The organism is Micromonospora sp. AB353 (genome assembly GCF_049538395.1).
GTDB classification, from domain to species: domain Bacteria; phylum Actinomycetota; class Actinomycetes; order Mycobacteriales; family Micromonosporaceae; genus Micromonospora; species Micromonospora aurantiaca.
The window spans coordinates 35727-54607 of the sequence record NZ_JBMVFV010000039.1 but is presented as its reverse complement, the minus strand read 5'-3'; the positions used below and the strand labels follow the sequence as shown (position 1 = coordinate 54607).

General features: G+C 72.2%; 20 protein-coding genes. 13 read left to right on the top strand and 7 right to left on the bottom strand.

Annotated features, from left to right (window positions below; genetic code table 11):
* Positions 1–567 precede the first annotated feature (567 nt).
* The 4 genes from ACPCK6_RS17590 (at position 568) to mshC (ending at position 4071) form a co-directional block, all read left to right on the top strand.
* The gene (locus ACPCK6_RS17590; protein WP_423481652.1) at positions 568–1281 is read left to right on the top strand and encodes a histidine phosphatase family protein; all 714 of its coding nucleotides are present in this window, start codon (positions 568–570) and stop codon (positions 1279–1281) included.
* 87 nt (positions 1282–1368) lie between these two features.
* A complete protein-coding gene (locus tag ACPCK6_RS17585) occupies positions 1369–1950 on the top strand; it encodes an Rv2134c family protein (protein WP_013286077.1) in 582 nt (193 codons plus the stop codon).
* Positions 1947–2765, top strand: a complete 819-nt coding sequence (locus ACPCK6_RS17580) for an Rv2133c family protein (protein ID WP_423481651.1) — start codon at positions 1947–1949, stop codon at positions 2763–2765. Before ACPCK6_RS17585 ends, ACPCK6_RS17580 begins: the two co-directional genes overlap by 4 nt.
* Positions 2766–2832: 67 nt before the next feature.
* Entirely contained in the window at positions 2833–4071 is a 1239-nt protein-coding gene (gene mshC, locus ACPCK6_RS17575; RefSeq protein ID WP_423481650.1) for a cysteine--1-D-myo-inosityl 2-amino-2-deoxy-alpha-D-glucopyranoside ligase, read from the top strand.
* 170 nt (positions 4072–4241) lie between these two features.
* Here mshC and ACPCK6_RS17570 read toward each other — a convergent pair whose 3' ends face one another.
* On the bottom strand, positions 4242–5033 hold the full coding sequence (locus ACPCK6_RS17570) for a GntR family transcriptional regulator (RefSeq protein ID WP_030504101.1): 792 nt from the start codon (positions 5031–5033) through the stop codon (positions 4242–4244).
* 118 nt (positions 5034–5151) lie between these two features.
* On the bottom strand, positions 5152–6021 hold the full coding sequence (locus ACPCK6_RS17565; protein ID WP_030504102.1) for a PAC2 family protein: 870 nt from the start codon (positions 6019–6021) through the stop codon (positions 5152–5154).
* A 241-nt stretch (positions 6022–6262) separates the two neighbouring features.
* Here ACPCK6_RS17565 and metH point away from each other — a divergent pair, with 241 nt between their 5' ends.
* The 3 genes from metH to ACPCK6_RS17550 all read left to right on the top strand — a co-directional run bounded on the left by metH (position 6263) and on the right by ACPCK6_RS17550 (position 11828).
* Complete coding sequence (gene metH, locus ACPCK6_RS17560) at positions 6263–9778, top strand: methionine synthase (protein WP_423481649.1); 3516 nt, start codon at positions 6263–6265, stop codon at positions 9776–9778.
* Between the two features lie 172 nt (positions 9779–9950).
* A complete protein-coding gene (locus ACPCK6_RS17555) occupies positions 9951–10583 on the top strand; it encodes a hypothetical protein (RefSeq protein WP_423481648.1) in 633 nt (210 codons plus the stop codon).
* 915 nt (positions 10584–11498) lie between these two features.
* Positions 11499–11828, top strand: coding sequence for a hypothetical protein (locus tag ACPCK6_RS17550; RefSeq protein WP_423481647.1), 330 nt, complete (start codon positions 11499–11501; stop codon positions 11826–11828).
* A gap of 105 nt (positions 11829–11933) precedes the next feature.
* On the opposite strand, the gene ACPCK6_RS17545 is transcribed toward ACPCK6_RS17550, so the two are convergent.
* The gene (locus ACPCK6_RS17545) at positions 11934–12335 is read right to left on the bottom strand and encodes a hypothetical protein (protein ID WP_260041547.1); all 402 of its coding nucleotides are present in this window, start codon (positions 12333–12335) and stop codon (positions 11934–11936) included.
* Between the two features lie 200 nt (positions 12336–12535).
* Here ACPCK6_RS17545 and ACPCK6_RS17540 point away from each other — a divergent pair, with 200 nt between their 5' ends.
* The gene (locus ACPCK6_RS17540) at positions 12536–12940 is read left to right on the top strand and encodes a hypothetical protein (RefSeq protein ID WP_423481646.1); all 405 of its coding nucleotides are present in this window, start codon (positions 12536–12538) and stop codon (positions 12938–12940) included.
* A gap of 279 nt (positions 12941–13219) precedes the next feature.
* Here ACPCK6_RS17540 and ACPCK6_RS17535 read toward each other — a convergent pair whose 3' ends face one another.
* The 3 genes from ACPCK6_RS17535 to ACPCK6_RS17525 all read right to left on the bottom strand — a co-directional run bounded on the left by ACPCK6_RS17535 (position 13220) and on the right by ACPCK6_RS17525 (position 15331).
* Positions 13220–13912, bottom strand: coding sequence for a DUF6069 family protein (locus tag ACPCK6_RS17535; RefSeq protein ID WP_423481645.1), 693 nt, complete (start codon positions 13910–13912; stop codon positions 13220–13222).
* Positions 13912–14910 (bottom strand): RNA polymerase subunit sigma-70, encoded by a 999-nt coding sequence (locus ACPCK6_RS17530; RefSeq protein ID WP_423481644.1) that lies wholly within the window; start codon positions 14908–14910, stop codon positions 13912–13914. The genes ACPCK6_RS17535 and ACPCK6_RS17530 overlap by 1 nt, the downstream gene beginning before the upstream one ends.
* Positions 14911–14995: 85 nt before the next feature.
* Positions 14996–15331 (bottom strand): YnfA family protein, encoded by a 336-nt coding sequence (locus ACPCK6_RS17525; RefSeq protein WP_396883252.1) that lies wholly within the window; start codon positions 15329–15331, stop codon positions 14996–14998.
* Positions 15332–15483: 152 nt separating this feature from the next.
* On the opposite strand from ACPCK6_RS17525, the gene ACPCK6_RS17520 reads away from it, so the two are divergent.
* The 3 genes from ACPCK6_RS17520 (at position 15484) to ACPCK6_RS17510 (ending at position 16833) form a co-directional block, all read left to right on the top strand.
* Positions 15484–15810, top strand: a complete 327-nt coding sequence (locus tag ACPCK6_RS17520) for an ArsR/SmtB family transcription factor (RefSeq protein ID WP_423481643.1) — start codon at positions 15484–15486, stop codon at positions 15808–15810.
* Positions 15810–16475, top strand: a complete 666-nt coding sequence (locus ACPCK6_RS17515) for a cation efflux transmembrane domain-containing protein (RefSeq protein ID WP_423481642.1) — start codon at positions 15810–15812, stop codon at positions 16473–16475. Before ACPCK6_RS17520 ends, ACPCK6_RS17515 begins: the two co-directional genes overlap by 1 nt.
* Positions 16476–16653: 178 nt before the next feature.
* Positions 16654–16833 (top strand): hypothetical protein, encoded by a 180-nt coding sequence (locus ACPCK6_RS17510; protein ID WP_262016172.1) that lies wholly within the window; start codon positions 16654–16656, stop codon positions 16831–16833.
* An 11-nt stretch (positions 16834–16844) separates the two neighbouring features.
* On the opposite strand, the gene ACPCK6_RS17505 is transcribed toward ACPCK6_RS17510, so the two are convergent.
* Positions 16845–17204 carry a hypothetical protein gene (locus tag ACPCK6_RS17505; RefSeq protein ID WP_423481641.1) on the bottom strand — a complete coding sequence of 120 codons (360 nt, stop codon included), beginning with the start codon at positions 17202–17204 and terminating at the stop codon, positions 16845–16847.
* Positions 17205–17334: 130 nt separating this feature from the next.
* Here ACPCK6_RS17505 and ACPCK6_RS17500 point away from each other — a divergent pair, with 130 nt between their 5' ends.
* Entirely contained in the window at positions 17335–18075 is a 741-nt protein-coding gene (locus tag ACPCK6_RS17500) for a neutral zinc metallopeptidase (protein ID WP_423481653.1), read from the top strand.
* Positions 18076–18191: 116 nt separating this feature from the next.
* Entirely contained in the window at positions 18192–18830 is a 639-nt protein-coding gene (locus tag ACPCK6_RS17495; protein ID WP_396883257.1) for an HAD family hydrolase, read from the top strand.
* Positions 18831–18881 lie beyond the last annotated feature (51 nt).

Sequence of the window (18881 nt, the reverse complement as noted above, 5' to 3'; positions counted from 1 at the left end):
GCCCGGTCCCCGATTCCGCCGCAGGGGTGTCCCCGACCACCCCGAAACCGGACACCCGACGCAGCCCGGACCCGGCCCCCTCCCGCCGAGCCCGCAATGTCCCCGCCACCGACGTCCCGCCCGCCCGCGTCGCGCCTGCCCGCGTCCCGCCGCGTCGATCATGAACTTAGCGGCATCGTCTGTCCGATTTGTCTCCGCCAACCTCATGATCGGCCCTGCGGGTGGGGCCGCGAGGGCGGGACTGGTGGCGCGAGCCCGGCCGGAGCGGGGCGTCCGGCGTCCATCCCGCGGTCGGCGGGGAGATCTTGGTACGAAAAGGCCCCCAGAGGGGCCCAAACCTTCCAAGATCTCGCCCGGGTCACGCACCTGAACCCGGCGCGCGCGGCCCGGGCGTCGCCCACGGGACGCTTCCATCAGCCGATCATGAAGTTGGCCGGGATCGGTGTCCGATTCGTCCAGGTCAACCTCATGATCGACGCCGAAGGGGGCGGAGGCGGGCCGGGAGCCGGGAACGGCCGGGAACGGGCTGTCGTTGCGGGACGATCATCGGGGGGCGTACCGCCTAGGGTGGTCAGCGTGGCGACCCTTCTGCTTCTGCGACACGGCCGGACCACCGCGAACGCCGACGGCGGCCTGGCCGGACGGCAACCGGTGGAGCTGGACGACACCGGCCGGGCGCAGGCCACAGCGGTCGGCGCGCGCCTCGCCGGGCTGCCGCTGGCGGCGGTGGTGACCAGCCCGCTCATCCGCTGCCGGCAGACCCTCGACCTGGCGCTTCCCGGCGCCGAGCCGGCGGTCGAGGACGGGCTGATCGAGTGCGGGTACGGCGACTGGGAGGGGCAGTCGCTGAAGAAGCTGGCGAAGGAGCCTCTCTGGCCGGTGGTGCAGCAGCACCCGAGCGCCGCCGCGTTCCCGCAGGGGGAGTCGATGGCGGCGATGTCCGCGCGCGCGGTCGCCGCGGTACGGGAGTGGGACGCGCGGGTCACCGCCGAGCACGGGCCGGAGGCGATCTGGCTGGCGTGCAGCCACGGCGACGTGATCAAGGCGATCGTGGCGGACGCGCTCGGCGTACACCTTGATCTCTTCCAGCGGATCGTGGCCGACCCGGCGTCGGTGACGGCGATCCGCTACACCCCGTTGCGGCCGTTCCTGGTCCGCCTCAACGACACCGGCGGTGACCTGTCGGCGCTGGTCCCGCCGCCGCGCAAGCGGCGCCGGCGACCGGCGCGGGCGGCCGAGTCCGACGCGGCGGTCGGCGGGGGCGCGGGCGCGGCCGGGTGAGGCAGGCGTACGCGGTGCGTTCGCTCTGGGCGGATTCGGCGTCGGTGGGCTGCGCGGTGCTTCCACACGCCGGATAGGGTCGTGGGTATGACGCACCAGGTGCACGCCTTCGAGCCGCCGGAGCGGTTCGTCGCCGGTACGGTCGGCCCGCCGGGGGAGCGCACGTTCTTCCTCCAGGCGCGCGGCGGCGGCCGGCTGGTCAGCGTGTCGCTGGAGAAGGTCCAGGTGTCGTTGCTCGCCGAGAAGCTGGAGGAACTGCTCGCCGAGGCGCAGCGCCGCTTCGGCGTGAAGCTCCCGGAGCCGGTCACCACCGTGACCGGTGACAACGAGCCGCTCGACACGCCTGTGGACGAGGAGTTCCGGGTCGGCACGCTGGGCCTGGCCTTCGACGTGGACACCGCCACCGTGGTGATCGAGGCGATCGCCGTCGGCGAGGCGGAGGTCGAGGTCGAGCTGGGCGACGCGGACGACGACGCCGACGAGGATCCGGACGAGCCGGACGACGACCTCGACCGCCTGCGGGTGCGGCTGACCCCGGAGGCGACCCGCGAGTTCATCGAACGCGCCAAGCGCGTCGTCAACGCCGGCCGGCCTCCCTGCCCGCTGTGCGGCCAACCGCTCGACCCGGCCGGTCACCTCTGTCCCCGGCACAACGGCTATCACCGGTGACCTCGTCGGAACTGCAGCCCCGACAGGACGGCGCCGAGGCGCTGCGGCTGCTCGCCGACGGTGAGCTGACCCTGGAGGGGCGGCTCGTCGACGCCTCCAACGCGACGCTGCGCGGCGTGATCGCGCTCGGCGACGTGAGCGCGCACTGCGTCTACAAGCCGGTACGCGGGGAGCGCCCGCTCTGGGACTTCCCGGACGGCACGCTCGCCGGCCGGGAGGTGTCCGCCTACCTGGTGTCCCGGGCCACCGGCTGGGGCCTGGTGCCTCCCACGGTGCTGCGCGACGGCCCGTTCGGTCCCGGCTCGTGCCAGCTCTGGATCGACGAGCCGGACGACGCCGAGCCGCTCGTCGGGTTCGTGCCGGCGCGGGAGATCCCGCCGCGCTGGTTCCCGGTGGCCGCGGCCCGCGACGACGACGGGGCGGCGTACGCGCTGGCGCACGCCGACGACCCCCGCCTGGCCCGGCTCGTCGTGCTCGACGCGATCATCAACAACGCGGACCGCAAGGGCGGGCACGTCCTCGTCGGCCCGGACGACCGGATCTACGGCGTCGACCACGGCGTGAGCTTCCACGTCGAGGAGAAGCTGCGTACGGTGCTGTGGGGCTGGGCCGGCCGCGAGCTGCCGCCGGACGCGGTGGAGATGCTCGACGGCCTGGCCGGGCAGCTACGCGGACCGCTCGGCGAGGAGCTTGCCGAGCACCTGACCATCGGCGAACTGGCCGCGCTGGCGGAACGGGTCGAGCGGCTGGGCGAGAGCGGCCGGTTCCCGCTGCCGCCGCAGGAGTGGCCGGCGATGCCCTGGCCACCGATGTGAGCTGCTGTCGCGTTGATCACCTGTGGGGCGGCACCCGAGCGTCTGACGGATCGTTAGGCTGGCGGTCATGGAGTCTTGGGCGGGACATGACGTGCCACGGCTGCCCGGCGAGGGCGTGTCGCTGAGGTTGTACGACTCGGCGCGGCAGGGCGCCCATCCCAGCCGGCCCGAGGGCGCGGCCTCGATGTACGTCTGCGGCATCACCCCGTACGACGCGACGCACCTCGGGCACGCCGCCACCATGATCACGTTCGATCTGGTGCAGCGGATGTGGCGCGACGCCGGCCTGGACGTGCGGTACGTGCAGAACGTCACCGACATCGACGACCCGCTGCTGGAGCGCGCCGAGCGCGACGGCGAGGACTGGAAGGTCCTGGCCATGCGGGAGACCGCGCTGTTCCGCGAGGACATGGAGGCGCTGCGGATGATCCCGCCGGCGCACTACGTCGGCGCTGTCGAGTCGATCCCGGACATCGCCGAGAAGGTGCTGGTGCTGCTCAAGGACGGTGCGGCGTACCGGCTCGAGGACGGCACCGGCGACGTCTACTTCGACGTCTCCGCCGCGCCCCGGTTCGGCTACGAGTCGAACCTGTCCCGGGAGCAGATGATCGAGCTGTTCGCCGAGCGCGGCGGCGACCCGGAACGCGCCGGCAAGCGCGACCCGCTCGACCCGCTGCTGTGGCGCGGCGCCCGCGAGGGCGAGCCGTCCTGGCCCGGCGGCGAGCTGGGCGCGGGCCGTCCCGGCTGGCACATCGAGTGCACGGTCATCGCGCTGAACCTGCTCGGCGACCGGATCGACGTGCAGGGCGGCGGCAACGACCTGATCTTCCCGCACCACGAGTGCTCCGCGGCGCACGCCGAGCGGCTGACCGGCGAGGCGCCCTTCGCCGACCACTACGTGCACGCCGGCATGATCGGCCTGGACGGCGAGAAGATGTCGAAGTCCCAGGGCAACCTGGTCTTCGTGTCCCGGCTGCGGGCCGACAAGGTCGACCCGATGGCGGTCCGGCTGGCGCTGATGAGCGGGCACTACCGCAGCGACCGCTCCTGGACCGACGAGCTGCTCACCGAGGCGCAGGAGCGGCTGGGCCGCTGGCGGCGGGCCGCCGCCGCGCCGGCCGGGCCGTCGGGGGCGGCGTTGCTGGCCGAGGTACGCGAGCGCCTGGCCGACGACCTGGACACGCCGGGTGCCCTGGCGGCAGCCGACCGCTGGGCCGACGGAGCCCTCAACGGCGTCACCGACGACCCGACCGCCCCGAAGCTGTTCGCCGAAACCGTCGACGCCCTCCTCGGCATCGCCCTCTAGCCCCACCCTTCCCCCGCGCTCCCCACCTTCACACGCGTCGATCTTGCACTTGTGGCCGTCGGAGTGTCGTGAATGCCCCGTCTGTCCGGGCGGAGAGTGCAAGATCGCCGAGCCGGGCCGGGCCGAGCCGGGCCGAGCCGGGCCGGGCCGAGCCGGGCCGAGCCGGGGGGTCAGCCCAGGACCAGGCCGGGGTCGGGGTCCTGGTCGGGAGCGGGGGCGGGGATCTTGTACTCCTCGGTCAGCGTGGTCATCGGACCGGGCCAGGTGGCCTGCGCGACCTCGATCGGCTTGTGCCGCTCGTCGTACGCGACGTGCAGCAGGTGCAGCACCGGCGTGTCCGGGCGGATCTGGAGGATCTCCGCCTCCTCCCGGCTGGGTTGACGCGCGCTGATCGTGTCGGTGGCGGTGACGTACCGCCGGCCGGTGACCTCCTCCGCCTCCTGGTAGAGCGGCCGGCCGAACGCCTCGGCCCGCTCCAGTGACGTGCCGGCGGTGTCGGCGGGCAGGAACCAGGACGCGCCGACCTCGACCGGGGAGTCGTCGGTGCGTACCAGGTGCCGCCGGCAGAGCAGCTCGGTGCCGTCGGCGACGCCGAACGCGTCGGCCACCTCGGCCGGGGCGGGGGAGCGGCCGACCGAGACGAGCTGCTGGCGGTACCGGGCGGCCAGGTCGGTGTGGTAGCCGCGGAAGCCGCCGTACCGGCCCCGGGACAGACGGTTGAGGCGGCGCCGGGTGCCTCGGACGTACGTACCGGAGCCGGGTTTGGTGATCAGGATGCCCTCGACCCGTAGCTGGTCGACGGCGCGCTGCACGGTCTGCTTCGCGACGCCGAACATCTCGGCTATGGCCGGGATGGACGGCAGCCGCTCGCCGGGCCCCCAGTCGCCGCGGCGCACCTGGGCCTTGAGCTGCGCGGCGATCTGCCGGTGCGGGAACTCGGCCGCGCCCGGGTTGATCTGCATCCGGACCTCCTCAGAACAGCTAGGTTCCTAGGATGCCCTAGAGGGTGTGACGGCGCCACCCCGGACACGAAGAAGCCGGGCCCCCGATCCGAGGCCCGGCTTCAGCGAAGCGGGAGAACTACCAGGAACCCGCTGTCGGCCCGGCGGAACCACCGCGACGACGCAGGTACTTCTCGAACTCCTGGGCGATCTCGTCCCCGGTCAACGGGGTGATGCCGGCGTCGCCCACGCGTTCCTCCAGCTCACGCACGTACTCACCGAGTTCGGCGTCCTGCTCGGCGGCGCTGCGCACCCGCTGCTCCCACTCGGCTGCCTCCTCGGCCAGGTCGGCCATCGGCACCGGCAGGTCGAGCACCTCCTCGACCCGGTGCAGCAGCGCGAGGGTGGCCTTCGGGCAGGGCGGGTTGTTGGCGTAGTGCGGCACGTGCACCCAGAACGACACCGCGTCGACCTCGGCCCGGGTGCACGCGTCGTGCAGCACGCCGACGATGCCGGTCGGCCCGTCGTACCGGGTGGGGGTCAGCTGGTAGCGCTTGGCCGCGTCGGCGTCCGACGCGCTGCCGCTGATCGGCAGCGGCCGGGTGTACGGCACGTCGGCCAGCAACGCGCCGAGCAGCACCACCCGCTCGACCTCCAGGCTGTGGCAGATCTCCAGCACCTGCTCGCAGAACGTCCGCCAGCGCATGCTCGGCTCGATGCCGCGGATCAGCACCACGTCGCGCTCGGTGCCCTCCGGACTGGCCACCATGAATCGCGTGGTGGGCCACTCGACGCGCCGGGTCTCCCCGTCGGCCATGGTGATCGTCGGCCGGCTCACCTGGAAGTCGTAGAAGTCCTCCGGGTCCAGCTCGGTCACCTGCCGGGCCTGCCAGACCTGCTCCAGGTGTTCCACGGCGGCGGTGGAGGCGTCGGCGGCGTCGTTCCAGCCCTCGAAGGCCGCGATGGCGACCGGCGAGCGCAGTACCGGCAGCCCGTCGAACTCGGTCACGCCGTCACCTCACCCTGCTCGTCGGGCGCGGCGCCGCCCGGTCGCACTGTCGCACCCCTGTTGTCCTTCACGTCCGTCAGCCTACGTGTCCCCGCGAGGGCCGGCCCGTCGGCCGCGCCGGTCGCCGGGCCGGACCACCCGGGCGAACCGGCGGAAAGGGGTACGACGGCCCGGTGGGCAGAATGTGGGAAGGCCCGGTTCGGGTGACTCTGCCGCACTCGGGCGCACTACCCTGGAGCATGTGTCTATCTCGTTGCGTGACCTGCTGGCGGATCGGATCCTGATCGCGGACGGCGCGATGGGGACGATGCTCCAGGCTGCCGACCTCACCCTCGACGACTTCGACGGACTCGAAGGCTGCAACGAAATCCTCAACGTGACCCGGCCGGACGTGGTCCGCGGCGTGCACGACGCCTACCTGGCCGCCGGCGCGGACTGCGTGGAGACCAACACCTTCGGCGCCAACCTGCCCAACCTCGCCGAGTACGGCATCCCCGGCCGCATCCGGGAGCTGTCCGAGGCGGGCGCGCGGATCGCGCGGGAGGCAGCCGACGCGTACGCGACGCCGGAGCACCCCCGCTTCGTGCTCGGCTCGATGGGCCCGGGCACCAAGCTGCCCACACTCGGACACGCGAGCTACGCCTCGCTGCGTGACGCGTACCAGGAGAACGCCGCCGGCCTGATCGCCGGCGGCGCGGACGCGCTGATCATCGAGACCTGCCAGGACCTGCTCCAGGTCAAGGCGGCGGTGGTCGGGTCGAAGCGGGCCCGCGCCGAGGCCGGCCGGGACGTCCCGATCATCTGCCAGGTGGCGGTGGAGACCACCGGCACCATGCTGCTTGGGAGTGAGATCGGCGCCGCGCTGACCGCGATCGAGCCGCTCGGTGTCGACCTGATCGGGCTGAACTGCTCCACCGGCCCGGCGGAGATGGGCGAGCACCTGCGTTACCTGGCGCAGCACTCACGTATCCCGATCTCGGTGATGCCGAACGCGGGCCTGCCGGTGCTGACCGCCGACGGGGCGTACTTCCCGCTCAGCCCGGACGAGCTGGCCGACGCGCTGGAGCAGTTCGTCACCGACTACGGCGTGGCCCTGATCGGCGGCTGCTGCGGCACCACCCCGGAGCACATCCGGGTGCTGGTGGAGCGGCTGGGCGGGCGGGCGCCGGTGGCGCGGGAGCCGAAGCCGGAGGCCGGGGTCTCCTCGATCTACCACCATGTGCCGTTCGCCCAGGACGCCAGCATCCTGATGGTGGGGGAGCGGACCAACGCCAACGGCTCGAAGGCGTTCCGCGAGTCCATGCTCGCCGGGGACTGGCAGGCCTGCGTGGAGGTCGCCCGCAGCCAGGCCCGCGACGGCTCGCACCTGCTGGACCTCTGCGTCGACTACGTGGGCCGTGACGGTACGCAGGACATGCGGGAGCTGGCCGGCCGGTTCGCCACCGCCTCGACGTTGCCGATCGTGCTGGACTCCACCGAGCCGGCGGTGATCGAGGCCGGGCTGGAGATGCTCGGCGGCCGGTGCGTGGTCAACTCGGTGAACTTCGAGGACGGCGACGGCCCCGAGTCGCGCTATGCGCGGATCATGCCGGTGGTCCGGGAGCACGGCGCCGCCGTCGTGGCGCTGCTCATCGACGAGGAGGGCCAGGCCCGCACCCGCGAGTGGAAGGTACGGGTGGCCTGCCGGCTGATCGACGACCTGACCGGCCGGTGGGGGATGCGCCGGGAGGACATCCTCATCGACGCGCTGACGTTCCCGATCGCCACCGGGCAGGAGGAGACCCGGCGCGACGGCATCGAGACGATCGAGGCGATCCGGGAGATCGCCGCGCGCTACCCGGGGGTCAACTTCACCGCCGGCATCTCGAACGTCTCGTTCGGCCTCAACCCGGCGGCCCGGCAGGTGCTCAACTCGGTGTTCCTGCACGAGTGCGCCCAGGCCGGGCTGACCTCGGCGATCGTGCACGCCAGCAAGATCCTGCCGATGTCGCGGATCCCGGACGAGCAGCGTGAGGTGGCGCTCGACCTGGTCTACGACCGGCGCCGCGAGGGCTACGACCCGGTGCAGCGGTTCATCGAGGCGTTCGAGGGCGTGGACGCGGCGTCGGCGCGCGCCACCCGGGCCGAGGAACTGGCCGCGCTGCCACTGGACGAGCGGCTCAAGCGGCGGATCATCGACGGCGAGCGCAACGGCCTGGAGGCCGACCTGGACACCGCGATGGCGCAGGGGCGTACGCCGCTGTCCATCATCAACGACCTGCTCCTGGACGGCATGAAGGTGGTCGGCGAGCTGTTCGGCTCCGGTCAGATGCAGTTGCCGTTCGTGCTCCAGTCCGCCGAGGTGATGAAGACCGCGGTGGCGTACCTGGAGCCGCACATGGAGAAGACCGACGACGACGGCAAGGGTCGCATCGTGCTCGCCACGGTCAAGGGCGACGTGCACGACATCGGCAAGAACCTGGTCGACATCATCCTGTCCAACAACGGCTACGACGTGGTGAACATCGGCATCAAGCAGCCGATCAACGCGATCCTCGACGCCGCCGAGGAGCACCGGGCCGACGCGATCGGCATGTCCGGCCTGCTGGTCAAGAGCACAGTCATCATGAAGGAGAACCTGGCCGAGATGGCCTCTCGGGGCGTGGCCGAGCGCTGGCCGGTGCTGCTCGGCGGCGCGGCGCTGACCCGCGCGTACGTGGAGGACGACCTGCGGTCGATCTACCCGGGCCAGGTGCACTACGCGCGCGACGCGTTCGAGGGGCTGTCCCTGATGGACCGGGTGATGGCGGCCAAGCGCGGTGGCGCTCCGGTGATCGACCCGGAGCGGGAGGCGGCGCTGGCCGCCCGCCGGGAGCGCCGCGAACGGCAGCGGGCGCAGGTCCGCGAGGCGCTGCCCGAACTGGACGACGCGTCGGTCCGCTCCGACGTGGCGGCCGACGTGACGGTGCCGAAGCCGCCGTTCTTCGGCACCCGCGTCGTCAAGGGCGTGCCGCTGGCCGACTACGCGGCGCTGCTCGACGAGCGGGCCACGTTCCTGGGCCAGTGGGGGCTGCGCGGCGCACGCGGCGGCAAGGGCCCGTCGTACGAGGAACTGGTGGAGACCGAGGGCCGGCCCCGGCTGCGGTACTGGCTGGACCGCCTGATCTCCGACCAGGTGCTGGAGGCGGCCGTGGTGTACGGCTACTTCCCGGCGTACTCCGAGGGCAACGACCTGGTGGTGCTGGACGAGAACGGGCACAGCGAGCGGGCCCGCTTCTCCTTCCCGCGGCAGCGGCAGGAGCGGCGGCTGTGCCTGGCCGACTTCTTCCGGCCCCAGGGCGACCAGCTCGACGTGGTGGCGTTGCAGCTGGTCACCGTCGGGCAGCCGATCAGCGAGTACACGGCGAAGATGTTCGCCGGCAACGAGTACCGCGACTACCTGGAGGTCCACGGCCTGTCCGTGCAGCTCACCGAGGCGCTCGCGGAGTACTGGCACCGGCGGATCCGGGCCGAGCTGGTGCTGCCCGGCGGCGGCACGGTCGCCGACGACGACCCGGCCGACCTGGCCGGCCTGCTGCGCACCGACTATCGGGGCTGCCGGTACGCGTTCGGCTACCCGGCCTGCCCGGACCTGGAGGACCGGGCGAAGATCGTGGAGTTGCTGGGCGCCGAGCGGATCGGGGTGCAGTTGTCGGAGGAGTTCCAGTTGGTGCCGGAGCAGGCCACCGACGCGATCGTGGTGCACCACCCGGAGGCGAACTACTTCAACGCCAAGTGACGTGCCCGGCGTCGAACAGGACCGAGGCGTACGGGTGGCGTCGGACGTGCACGCGGTTCTGCCGGGTGTCCTCGATCATGGAGTCATGCATCACGTCCTGGATGATCCGTCGGGGTTGTCGCCGAGAGCCGTCCGCTTCCTCCGACACGCCGCCGAACGAACGTCGCTCGACGTGTCGCACTGGCCCACGACCGACGAGCTGCCGCTGCTGTCGAGCCGTCTGCCAGGCGTCGACGTCCAGGCAACGCTGACCCTGTTCCGGCGCGCCGCGGCCCGGTACGGGGGTCTGCGGTACCGCAGTGTCGCTTGGTCGTTCGAAGAGACCGTCACGCTCGTACCGGTCCCGTGGGAGGCGGACGACTACGGCCCCGAGGACCGGGAGGCGATGGCCGACCTCATCGCGCACGACACCGCGCACCCGTACGCGGTATGGCTGCGCGGGGACGGCGCGGTCGTCTACTGCTTCACGGGCCCGCACTCAGCGCCGGCGGTGCCCGTCTTCCCCGGCGTCGACGCGATGCTCGAAGCCGAGGCGCTCTACCAGGAATGCGCCACCTGGATCCCGGTGTCGCTCGACGACGCGCCAGGCCTGGCGGCGGTCGAGGCGCACGCCGCGCGCCTCACCCCGATACCCGAGGCCTCCGGGTACACCGAGCGCTGGTGGGAGCAGGACGGTTTCCGGCTGCACATCTGGAAGACGTTCGCCGCCGTGTTCCCCGGCTCCGGAGCCCGGTGGGCGGTGTGGGCCCGCAGCCGTTCCGGCGAGCTGGCCGCCCGAACGTTCCTCACGCAGGCAAGGACGTAGCCGTCCCTGATTGATCGTGTGACCCGTCAGCTGGATCCGACAGCTGAGGTGCGACGCACACCTGCAACCGTTGCCTCCGCTGCGGCTCACGGGCATACCGCCACGGGTTCCCGCCAGTAGCCTTGATGAATGAGTGGTAACGATGCTCCGCGACCAGTTGATGCAGATCCACTCTCCGCTGACCGCGGCCGTCGGAGCGGTGCTCCGCCTCCGTTCGATTCCTCCACGGTGGTCGGAAGTGCCCCGAACCCGGGCGACGTGGCCACCTGGTTCGGGGCAGCGATGGCTGCCGGAGTTGTGGGCAACGCCGCCTATGATGCGCTCAAGGGAGCACTGAGCCGTCTCTCTCGACGGGAGGGACGTCCCCCCGCATCACCCGAGTTGAAGGCTGACGCATCGCTTGTCGCCAGGACTGTCGTGCGGACGCGGATCCACCTGCCCAGCGACGCCGTGCTGAGTGTTGACTGCCGGCCTACGCCGGATGGTTGGCAGGTCACCGTCTCCGGCGACGGTGTCGTGGCAGAGGTGCGGATCCGCTCGTCAGGCATCTCAGAAGAGGGTGCCATGGTCGTCACACGGATCTCCCAGCGTCGCATCGAGGCCCGTCCGAAAGAGAGGGTAGGCGTGACGCGCAGGTGGATCCCGGGTTTCCTGTCGATGCGCATCTTCCGCCGACGAGGCTGATCGTCCACTACGCCGAGCGCGCCGGCGGCTTCGAGCTTGCCTGCGGTGTCTTCGACGAGGTCGCGGTGTCCTTCGCAAGACGCGGCATCTCCAGCCCCAGCAACGCTTGATCTGCAGCGATGAGGTCACCACACGGAAGGTCGGCCGTCGGTGACACGTGGGACGTGCGGCGGTCTCTGGGCGACGGTTGGTCGGTCGAGCTGTCCGGCTCCTGGACGCGGGAGACCACCGATGACGGTGTTACCAGGTGGCACGTGCCCGGCCGGGCGATGCGGGCCGGTCCAGGGACCGTCGTGGCGGTGTGCCGACGGAGCCGACATCATCGCCTCGCTCGATGCCGAGATGCCACCGAACCCGACAGCCAAAGTGGGGGAGGGCGGCAGAGACGGGGTGGGGCATCGCGCCGCCTGGCTCTACCACCGTGACGACGGTTTCGAGCTCTACGGCTTCACCTTCGTCGACGGCGCGTACCTGGAAACGGTCTTCGCCGGTGCGGACACGGCCGACCTCGATTGGGCCTTCGACGCCTGGCGTTCGGTGGCCCGGTCTGACGACGCGTGATGGGACGACTCGTCCACCGTCGGCGCCCACCGGTTACTCGTGTAGCCACTGACGAGCGCGGGGCGTCCGCCGGAATGGCGGACGCCCCGAAGGTAGGCGCGTCGGTCAGCCGATCAGCGTGACCGAGTAGTCGTACGTCGTCCCGGTCACCGAGTACGTCGCGGTCTGCCCGTTCTCGCAGTACGACACGAAGCTGCTCGGAGTGCGTTGCGCCCCGGCCACCGCGTCGACCACCGGCCGGACATCGGACCCGACGGGCAGCGCGGTGGTGGTGAGATCGATCGTCCGCGACTGGTTGATCGGGTAGGTGTCGGTGTTCGCCGTCTCCAGGCCGTTGCTCGCCTGAACGCTGAAGGACATCACGAAGGCGGCGTTGTTCACCACGGCGATGCGCTGAACGCAGGGTTCGGCCTGCGCGCTGGCCGCGGAGGCCCCAGCCAGTGCCGATGCACCGGCGGCGAGCGTCCCGGCGAGTGCGGCTCCGACGAGCCTGGCGCGGAAGGTCATGGTGTCACCTCTCGGTCGTACGTGGCGCCGGGCGCCGACTGGGGGCGCCCGGCGTATGGTCCGTATCGAAGTGCCCGAGTGTTCTCGATCGAACCCTGTGGATCACATGAGATTCTCCGGACGGGTCCACAGCTCTCGATCCGTCGAACTGAGGGATCGGTCCTCATGGCGTGCGAGCGTCCCGATGCGAGGAGTCCGAAGTGGTGATCTCCGCCCTCTCCGCTGTCGTCCACGCGGTCGGAGCCGGCCCGCCACGGCTCGCGGACTCGGATCTCGACCCCGGCGCGACTTACTCCACCTTCGTCGTCCTGTCCGGCATGTACTTCGCCCCCATTCTCATGTCCGGGCTCGGGTTTCTCTGCGCCGCGGGCATCGGGCTCAGCCGCCGGATCGGTACGGCTGTCACGATCGTGATCGTCCTGTTCTACGCGTTGTCGCTGCTCGGCAGCGCCTTCACCTGGCCCGAACTGGAGCACCAGGGAGAACCGAGTGAGACGCTGTGGCTGATCGTGATCGGTTGCGGCGGCTTCCTGGCCTTACCCTGGCTCCTCGCGTTCGGCGGCACCAAGGTGGCCCTCCGCCGTCGCGGAGTCACGGCCGAGTAGCCGGATGGTCCGCCCGATCACGGTTCCCTGTCGAGGGTGCAGCTACCCGCGGTCGCCCTTCCTCGGCCACGTGGCCAGCGCCGCCAGGACGGCGCACGGGAGCAGACAGCCCAACAGGCCGCACAGCGCTACGACGGGCACCCAGAACAGACCCTCCACGGGTGGGGATGGTAGGCGTTCGGTCGAAGCCGTCGCCTGGTGGGAGGTTCGCGGACCACCGTGCCTCCGGCCGGAGACAGCAGGCACCCCGGAGCCGCGATTCGCCGCCGGAGGCGGGCGTCAGCCGGTTCTCGCGCGCAGGCTCCGCGTCAGGGCGGGGATCATCACCGCCGCCGCCACCAGATGCAGCCCGACCAGCGTGACAGTGGTGGCTGCGTCGCCACCGGCGATGAACGGCGGGACCATCGACAGCGCGGTCAGCGCCACCGCCGTCCAGACGAACCGCCGCGCGGGACGCGCGCTGAACCGCAGCAGGACGGCGGCGATGACGACGCCGACGAGCGAGAAGAATCCGGTCACCACGGCGAACCCGCCCAACGGGATCGTCTCGCCGCCACCGTCGGGGATCTCGAAGTCCACACCGGCGGCCCGGGCGAGCGCGGCCGCGAGCGTGGTGACCACCGCCGCCGCGAGCGTGGCGACCAGACCGGTGACGGCGAGCCGCCGGAAGCCGTGCGCACGGCGAGAGACGACGCCGGTGTCGGTGCTGCTGATCATGTCGTTCCTCCGAACGTCTTCATGAGGGGTGAGGATCCGTACCGTCGCGGTGCGACGGCCGGGATTGCGCAGCGCGCGTACGCCGGTGCCGCGCAGCCAGAAACCGGCGTCGCGGCCGAGGACCGGCCCGGGGCTGCCGTCGTGCAGCTCCAGCTGCACCCGGCCGCGCGTCACCACGCCGTACGCGTGATGCCACTGGGCCGCGACCACCGGAACGCGCGCGCCGCCGGGCAGCGCGAGCGTCCGCGCGGGCACTACGGCGTACGGTCGGCGGGCAGGCGCTCGGGCAGCCCGAGCCGCGGAAACCGGTCGGCGTGGAACGTGACGATCTCGGTGATCGCCCCGCCGGTGACGCGCAGGGCGTCGACGGTGAGCGGCAGGTACGCGCCGTCGCTGTCCTGCCAGAGGTAGAACGCGACGGCGGGCTGCCGGTTCACGGCGGTGGGCACTGCTCGCATGCTGCCCAGGCTCTCGAAGCCGTCCGCGATCCAGTCGCTCACCACCGCGTCGCGGCCGATCTGCAGGCCGGGGGTGGGCGGCATCGAGCAGCGCACGTCGTCGCGCAGCATGGTGGCGAGCGCGCCGACGTCCTTGGCGACGGCGGCGTCGGTGAAGCGGCGTACCAGCTCGCGGGTCCGGGTGTCCGTCTCGTCGCCGGTCCAGTCCTGCCGCTGGGCGGGCAGGTGTTCCCGCATGCCCGCGCGGGCACGCTGCAACGCGCTGTTCACCGAGTTGACCGAGTCACCGAGCAGCTCCGCGACGTCCTTCGCGGGCCAGCCGAGCACGTCCCGCAGGATCAGCACGGCGCGCGGGCGCGGTGCCAGGTGCTGCACCGCGACCAGGTACGCCAGCTCGATCGTCTCCCGCGCCACCGCCACGGTCTCCGGCTCGTCCGCGCCGGCGGCGGGCAGCTCGTCGAGCAGCCGGTCCGGGTACGGCTGGAGCCACCGCACCTCACCGCCGGTCGCCGGCTCGGGCCGGCATTTCGCGAGCAGGTCCAGGCAGGCGTTCGTGGCGATCCGGTACAGCCAGGCCCGGAACGTCGACCGGCCCGCGAACGTCTCCCGCCGTCGCCAGGCCCGCAGGAACGTCTCCTGGACGGTGTCCTCGGCGTCCTCGAACGACCCGAGCATCCGGTAGCAGTGCACGTGCAGCTCCCGCCGGTGCCGCTGGGCCAGCCCGGTGAACGCCGGTTCGTCGACCTCGGCCAGATCGCGTACGCCCGGCTCCGCCGGTCGCGTCTCCGCACCCATCACGTCATCCTCCCGCTTCGTCGTGTGCCGTCGTCTGTGTGACGGGTACGGGCGGGAGAACTCATCACCTGCGCTCGCGCCGCCGTCAGCTCGCGCGCGGGGCGTACATGATGACCGCGACGCCGGCCAGGCAGATGGCCGCGCCGACGAGGTCGTAGCGGTCGGGCCGGAACTTGTCGACGACCATGCCCCAGGCGAGCGACCCGGCGACGAAGACGCCGCCGTAGGCGGCGAGGATGCGGCCGAAGTTCGCGTCCGGCTGGAACGTGGCCACGAACCCGTAGGCGCCGAGCGCGATCACACCGGCGGCGATCCAGAGCAGCCCACGGTTCTCCCGCCAGCCCTGCCACACCAGCCAGGCACCGCCGATCTCGGCGAGCGCGGCGAGCAGGAACAGCAGGATGGAGCGCACGACCGTCATGTGTCAGACCGTAGCCGGGCCTCGGTCCGCACCGGTGAAGGGCAGCGGGCAGCGCCGGCCCGCGCGGCCGTGGGCCGCAGGGCCAGGGCATCGAGTACGGCGACAGCCAATACATCCCTTCGTGAATACAGCGGACGCTGTACAGTCACGGCATGCGGACGCTGCACCACTCCCAGGCGCTGTCCCGTTTCGGTCACGCGCTGTCCGACCCGCTGCGCGCCCGGCTGCTGCTCGCCCTGCGCGACGGGCCCGGCTACCCGGCCGAACTGGCCGAGGCGCTCGGCACCAGCCGGCAGAACCTGTCCAACCACCTGGCCTGCCTACGCGGCTGCGGCCTGGTCGTGGCCGTCCGGGAGGGGCGCCGCACCCGGTACGAGCTGGCCGACGCCCGCCTCGCCCACGCGCTCGGCGACCTGGTCGGTGTCGTGCTCGCTGTCGACCCGGCCGCCTGCCCGGCCGCCGCGGACGGATGCTGCTGATGAGCCTGCCGCTGATCCCGGCCACGCCCGCCGGCCCGGCGCCGGACCGCCGCGCGCTGCTCACCCGCCGGGTACGCCTGCTGGTCGCCGCGACCATCACCTACAACGTCATCGAGGCGGTCGTGGCGATCAGCGCCGGCACCGTCGCGTCCTCGACCGCCCTGATCGGTTTCGGTCTGGACTCGGTGATCGAGGTGGCCTCCGCGGCGGCGGTGGCGTGGCAGTTCGCCGGTCCGGACCCGCAGGCCCGGGAACGGGTCGCGCTGCGCGTCATCGCGGTGTCGTTCTTCGCGCTCGCCGCGTACGTCTCCGTCGAGGCGGTCCGGGCGCTACTGGGCGGCGCCGAGGCCGCGCACTCACCGGTCGGGCTGGTGCTCGCCGGGCTCTCGGTGATCGTGATGCCGGTGCTGTCGGCCGCGCAGCGGCGCGCCGGGCGTGAACTGGGCTCCCGGTCGGCGGTGGCCGACTCGAAGCAGACGTTGCTGTGCACGTACCTCTCGGTGGTCCTGCTCGTCGGGCTGGCCCTCAACGGCCTGTTCGGATGGTCCTGGGCCGACCCGGTCGCCGCCCTGGTGATCGCCGTCGTCGCGGTCCGCGAGGGCCGCGACGCCTGGCGCGGCGACACCTGCTGCGCCGCCTGCGGCCCGGGCGGCCCGCAGGCGTGATCACCGGCCGCTACCTGCGGCGACGTCGGGAATACGGCTGTGCTCGGCGGCCCGGCGGGCTACCGTCACCGGAGTACGGGCCGGCGTGGGTCAGGCGCGCCGCGTCCACGCCCCGCCGTCGGCGTTGACGTGGCGGAAACGCCCGCGGACGAGCATGGGTACGACGAAAGGGGCGGACATGACCGACGAGGTGACGTCGCAGGTCCCGCCGGAACCGGCTCCCGTGCTGACCCGACCCGCCGGCACGGGCCCGGTCGGGCCGCCGAGCAGCCTGGATCTGTGGGCGCGCGCCCAGGTGCTGCACCGCTGCTTCGGCGACGACGACGGCGAGCCGCACATCATGCGCGGCCTGGACTGACCGCAGCCCGGTCAGCGCACCGTCACGCCGGCCCGCGCCAGCACCTCCCACCAGGACGCGAGGTCGGGGATCGGCTCGGCGCGGGCCGTGTACTCCTCCAGCCGCCGCCGCTGCTCCGCGCTCGGCGCCGGTGAGACGGTGGCGCCCACGCCGACCAGGGCGTACCGGTGGCCGCCGACGGTGAGCAGCATCGTGCCGACGATCGTTCCCCGGGCCTCGACCTGCCCGGCGGGCGCCGCGAACACCTCCGCGCCGCGCCGGTCGCGGGCGCGCAGCCGGCCCTCGTCGAGCGTCAGCAGCACCGGTACGCACCGCATGCCGTTCCAGAGGCTGCGTCGCCAGTAGACGATTCCCGCGTACGACCGGTCCACGACGCCGACCGTACCGTTCCCGTGCGCCGGTGAACGATTCCCGGCGGCGGTGCGTGAGAGCCGGTGAGCATCACCGGCGGCCGCCGGGGGTACTGCTGCCGGACACGGGAACGACAGCCGGGAGGTCATGGTGGGGGACAGGGCGGGACGTCTGGGGCGCGGGCCGATCGCCGGACTGGTGGTGGCCGCGCTGGTGGCGGCCGGCTGCATGGCCGGCGGCTACGACCAGGGCGAGCCGCAGCAGCCCGCACCCCCGCGCAGCGCGCAGCCCGAGTCGCAGACCACCCGCGCGGACGGCACGACGAGCGTGGCCGAGTTCAAGCAGGACATCCAGGACGCGGTGCGGCTGGCCGAACGCTACTGGGCGGAGCAGTTCCGCGCCTCGGGTCAGCGGTTCACCCCGATCCGGCGCGTGGTGGCCTACAGCCGCGAGGGTGAGGTGGCCTGCGCCGGGCAGGGCCTGCCGCGCAACAACGCGGTCTACTGCTCGGCCGGCGACTTCATCGCCTACGACGTGAACTGGTCGGTGGCGGCGTTCCGGCAGATCGGCGACGCGTTCCTGTTCTACCTGCTCGGCCACGAGTACGCCCACGGCATGCAGGTGCGCCTCGGCATCCGCTACAACTTCACCATCCAGCAGGAACTGCAGGCCGACTGCATGGCCGGGGCGTACCTCGGGGACAGCGTGCGGTCCGGGGCGCTGGAACTGGAGGACGGTGACCTGGAGGAGTTCCGGGAAGGGCTGCTGGCGGTCGGCGACGACCCGGACCAGCCGTGGTTCGCCGAGGGCTCGCACGGCACCGCCGAGCAGCGCAGCGAGTCGTTCTTCCGGGGGTACGAGAAGTCGCTCCGCGCCTGCGGCCTCGGGTGATGCCGCGGGTCACCGGAGATCGGGGACGGTGGCTGGCGCACCGGACGCGGCTGGCAGGATCGGCGGGGTACGCGTACCGAAGGAGGCCCCCGCTGAGCAGCAAGCACCCCGCCGCCGTGCTCTTCGACATGGACGGCACCCTGGTCGACAGCGAGAAACTGTGGGACGTCGCGTTGCAGGAACTGGCCGCCGTGTACGGCGGTGTCCTGTCCGAGGACGCCCGCCGCGCGATCGTCGGCACCGGGATGGCCGACGCGATGCGGATCGTGCACGACGACCTGGGCCAGCCGGAGCGGGACGTGCAGGAGAGCGCCGACTGGATCAGCGCCCGGATCCTGGATCTGTTCCGCACCGGGCTGCGATGGCGCCCCGGCGCGCTGGCGCTGCTGCGGGCGGTACGCGACGCCGGCATCCCCACCGCGCTGGTCACCTCCAGCGGCCGGTCCCTGGTCGAGGTGGCCCTGGACACGCTAGGCCGGGACAGTTTCGACGCGGTGGTCTGCGGCGACGAGGTGGACGCGGCGAAGCCGCACCCGGAGCCGTACCTGACCGCCGCGCGTCTGCTGGGCGTGCCGGTCGAGCGGTGCGTGGCGATCGAGGACTCACCGACCGGGGTGGCCAGCGCGCTCGCCGCCGGTGCGGCGGTGCTGGCCGTACCGGCCGAGGTGCCGCTGGCGCCCGCCGACGGCGTGCACCAGCTGGAGAGCCTGCTCGGGGCGGACCTGGAGCTGCTCGCGGCCCTGCTCAACCGTTAGGAAGGGCCCCTTCTTATGCACGAGGCGTTAAGAAGGGGCCCTTCCTTTCAC

What these genes read in the sequence shown, in the direction of transcription:
- ACPCK6_RS17585 (WP_013286077.1), top strand. Translation starts at nt 1,369, where the DNA reads ATGACGCACCAGGTGCACGCCTTCGAGCCGCCGGAGCGGTTCGTCGCC.
- mshC (WP_423481650.1), top strand. Translation starts at nt 2,833, where the DNA reads ATGGAGTCTTGGGCGGGACATGACGTGCCACGGCTGCCCGGCGAGGGC.
- ACPCK6_RS17570 (WP_030504101.1), bottom strand. Translation starts at nt 5,033, where the DNA reads ATGCAGATCAACCCGGGCGCGGCCGAGTTCCCGCACCGGCAGATCGCC.
- ACPCK6_RS17550 (WP_423481647.1), top strand. Translation starts at nt 11,499, where the DNA reads ATGACGGTGTTACCAGGTGGCACGTGCCCGGCCGGGCGATGCGGGCCG.
- ACPCK6_RS17545 (WP_260041547.1), bottom strand. Translation starts at nt 12,335, where the DNA reads ATGACCTTCCGCGCCAGGCTCGTCGGAGCCGCACTCGCCGGGACGCTC.
- ACPCK6_RS17530 (WP_423481644.1), bottom strand. Translation starts at nt 14,910, where the DNA reads ATGGGTGCGGAGACGCGACCGGCGGAGCCGGGCGTACGCGATCTGGCC.
- ACPCK6_RS17525 (WP_396883252.1), bottom strand. Translation starts at nt 15,331, where the DNA reads ATGACGGTCGTGCGCTCCATCCTGCTGTTCCTGCTCGCCGCGCTCGCC.
- ACPCK6_RS17520 (WP_423481643.1), top strand. Translation starts at nt 15,484, where the DNA reads ATGCGGACGCTGCACCACTCCCAGGCGCTGTCCCGTTTCGGTCACGCG.
- ACPCK6_RS17515 (WP_423481642.1), top strand. Translation starts at nt 15,810, where the DNA reads ATGAGCCTGCCGCTGATCCCGGCCACGCCCGCCGGCCCGGCGCCGGAC.
- ACPCK6_RS17510 (WP_262016172.1), top strand. Translation starts at nt 16,654, where the DNA reads ATGACCGACGAGGTGACGTCGCAGGTCCCGCCGGAACCGGCTCCCGTG.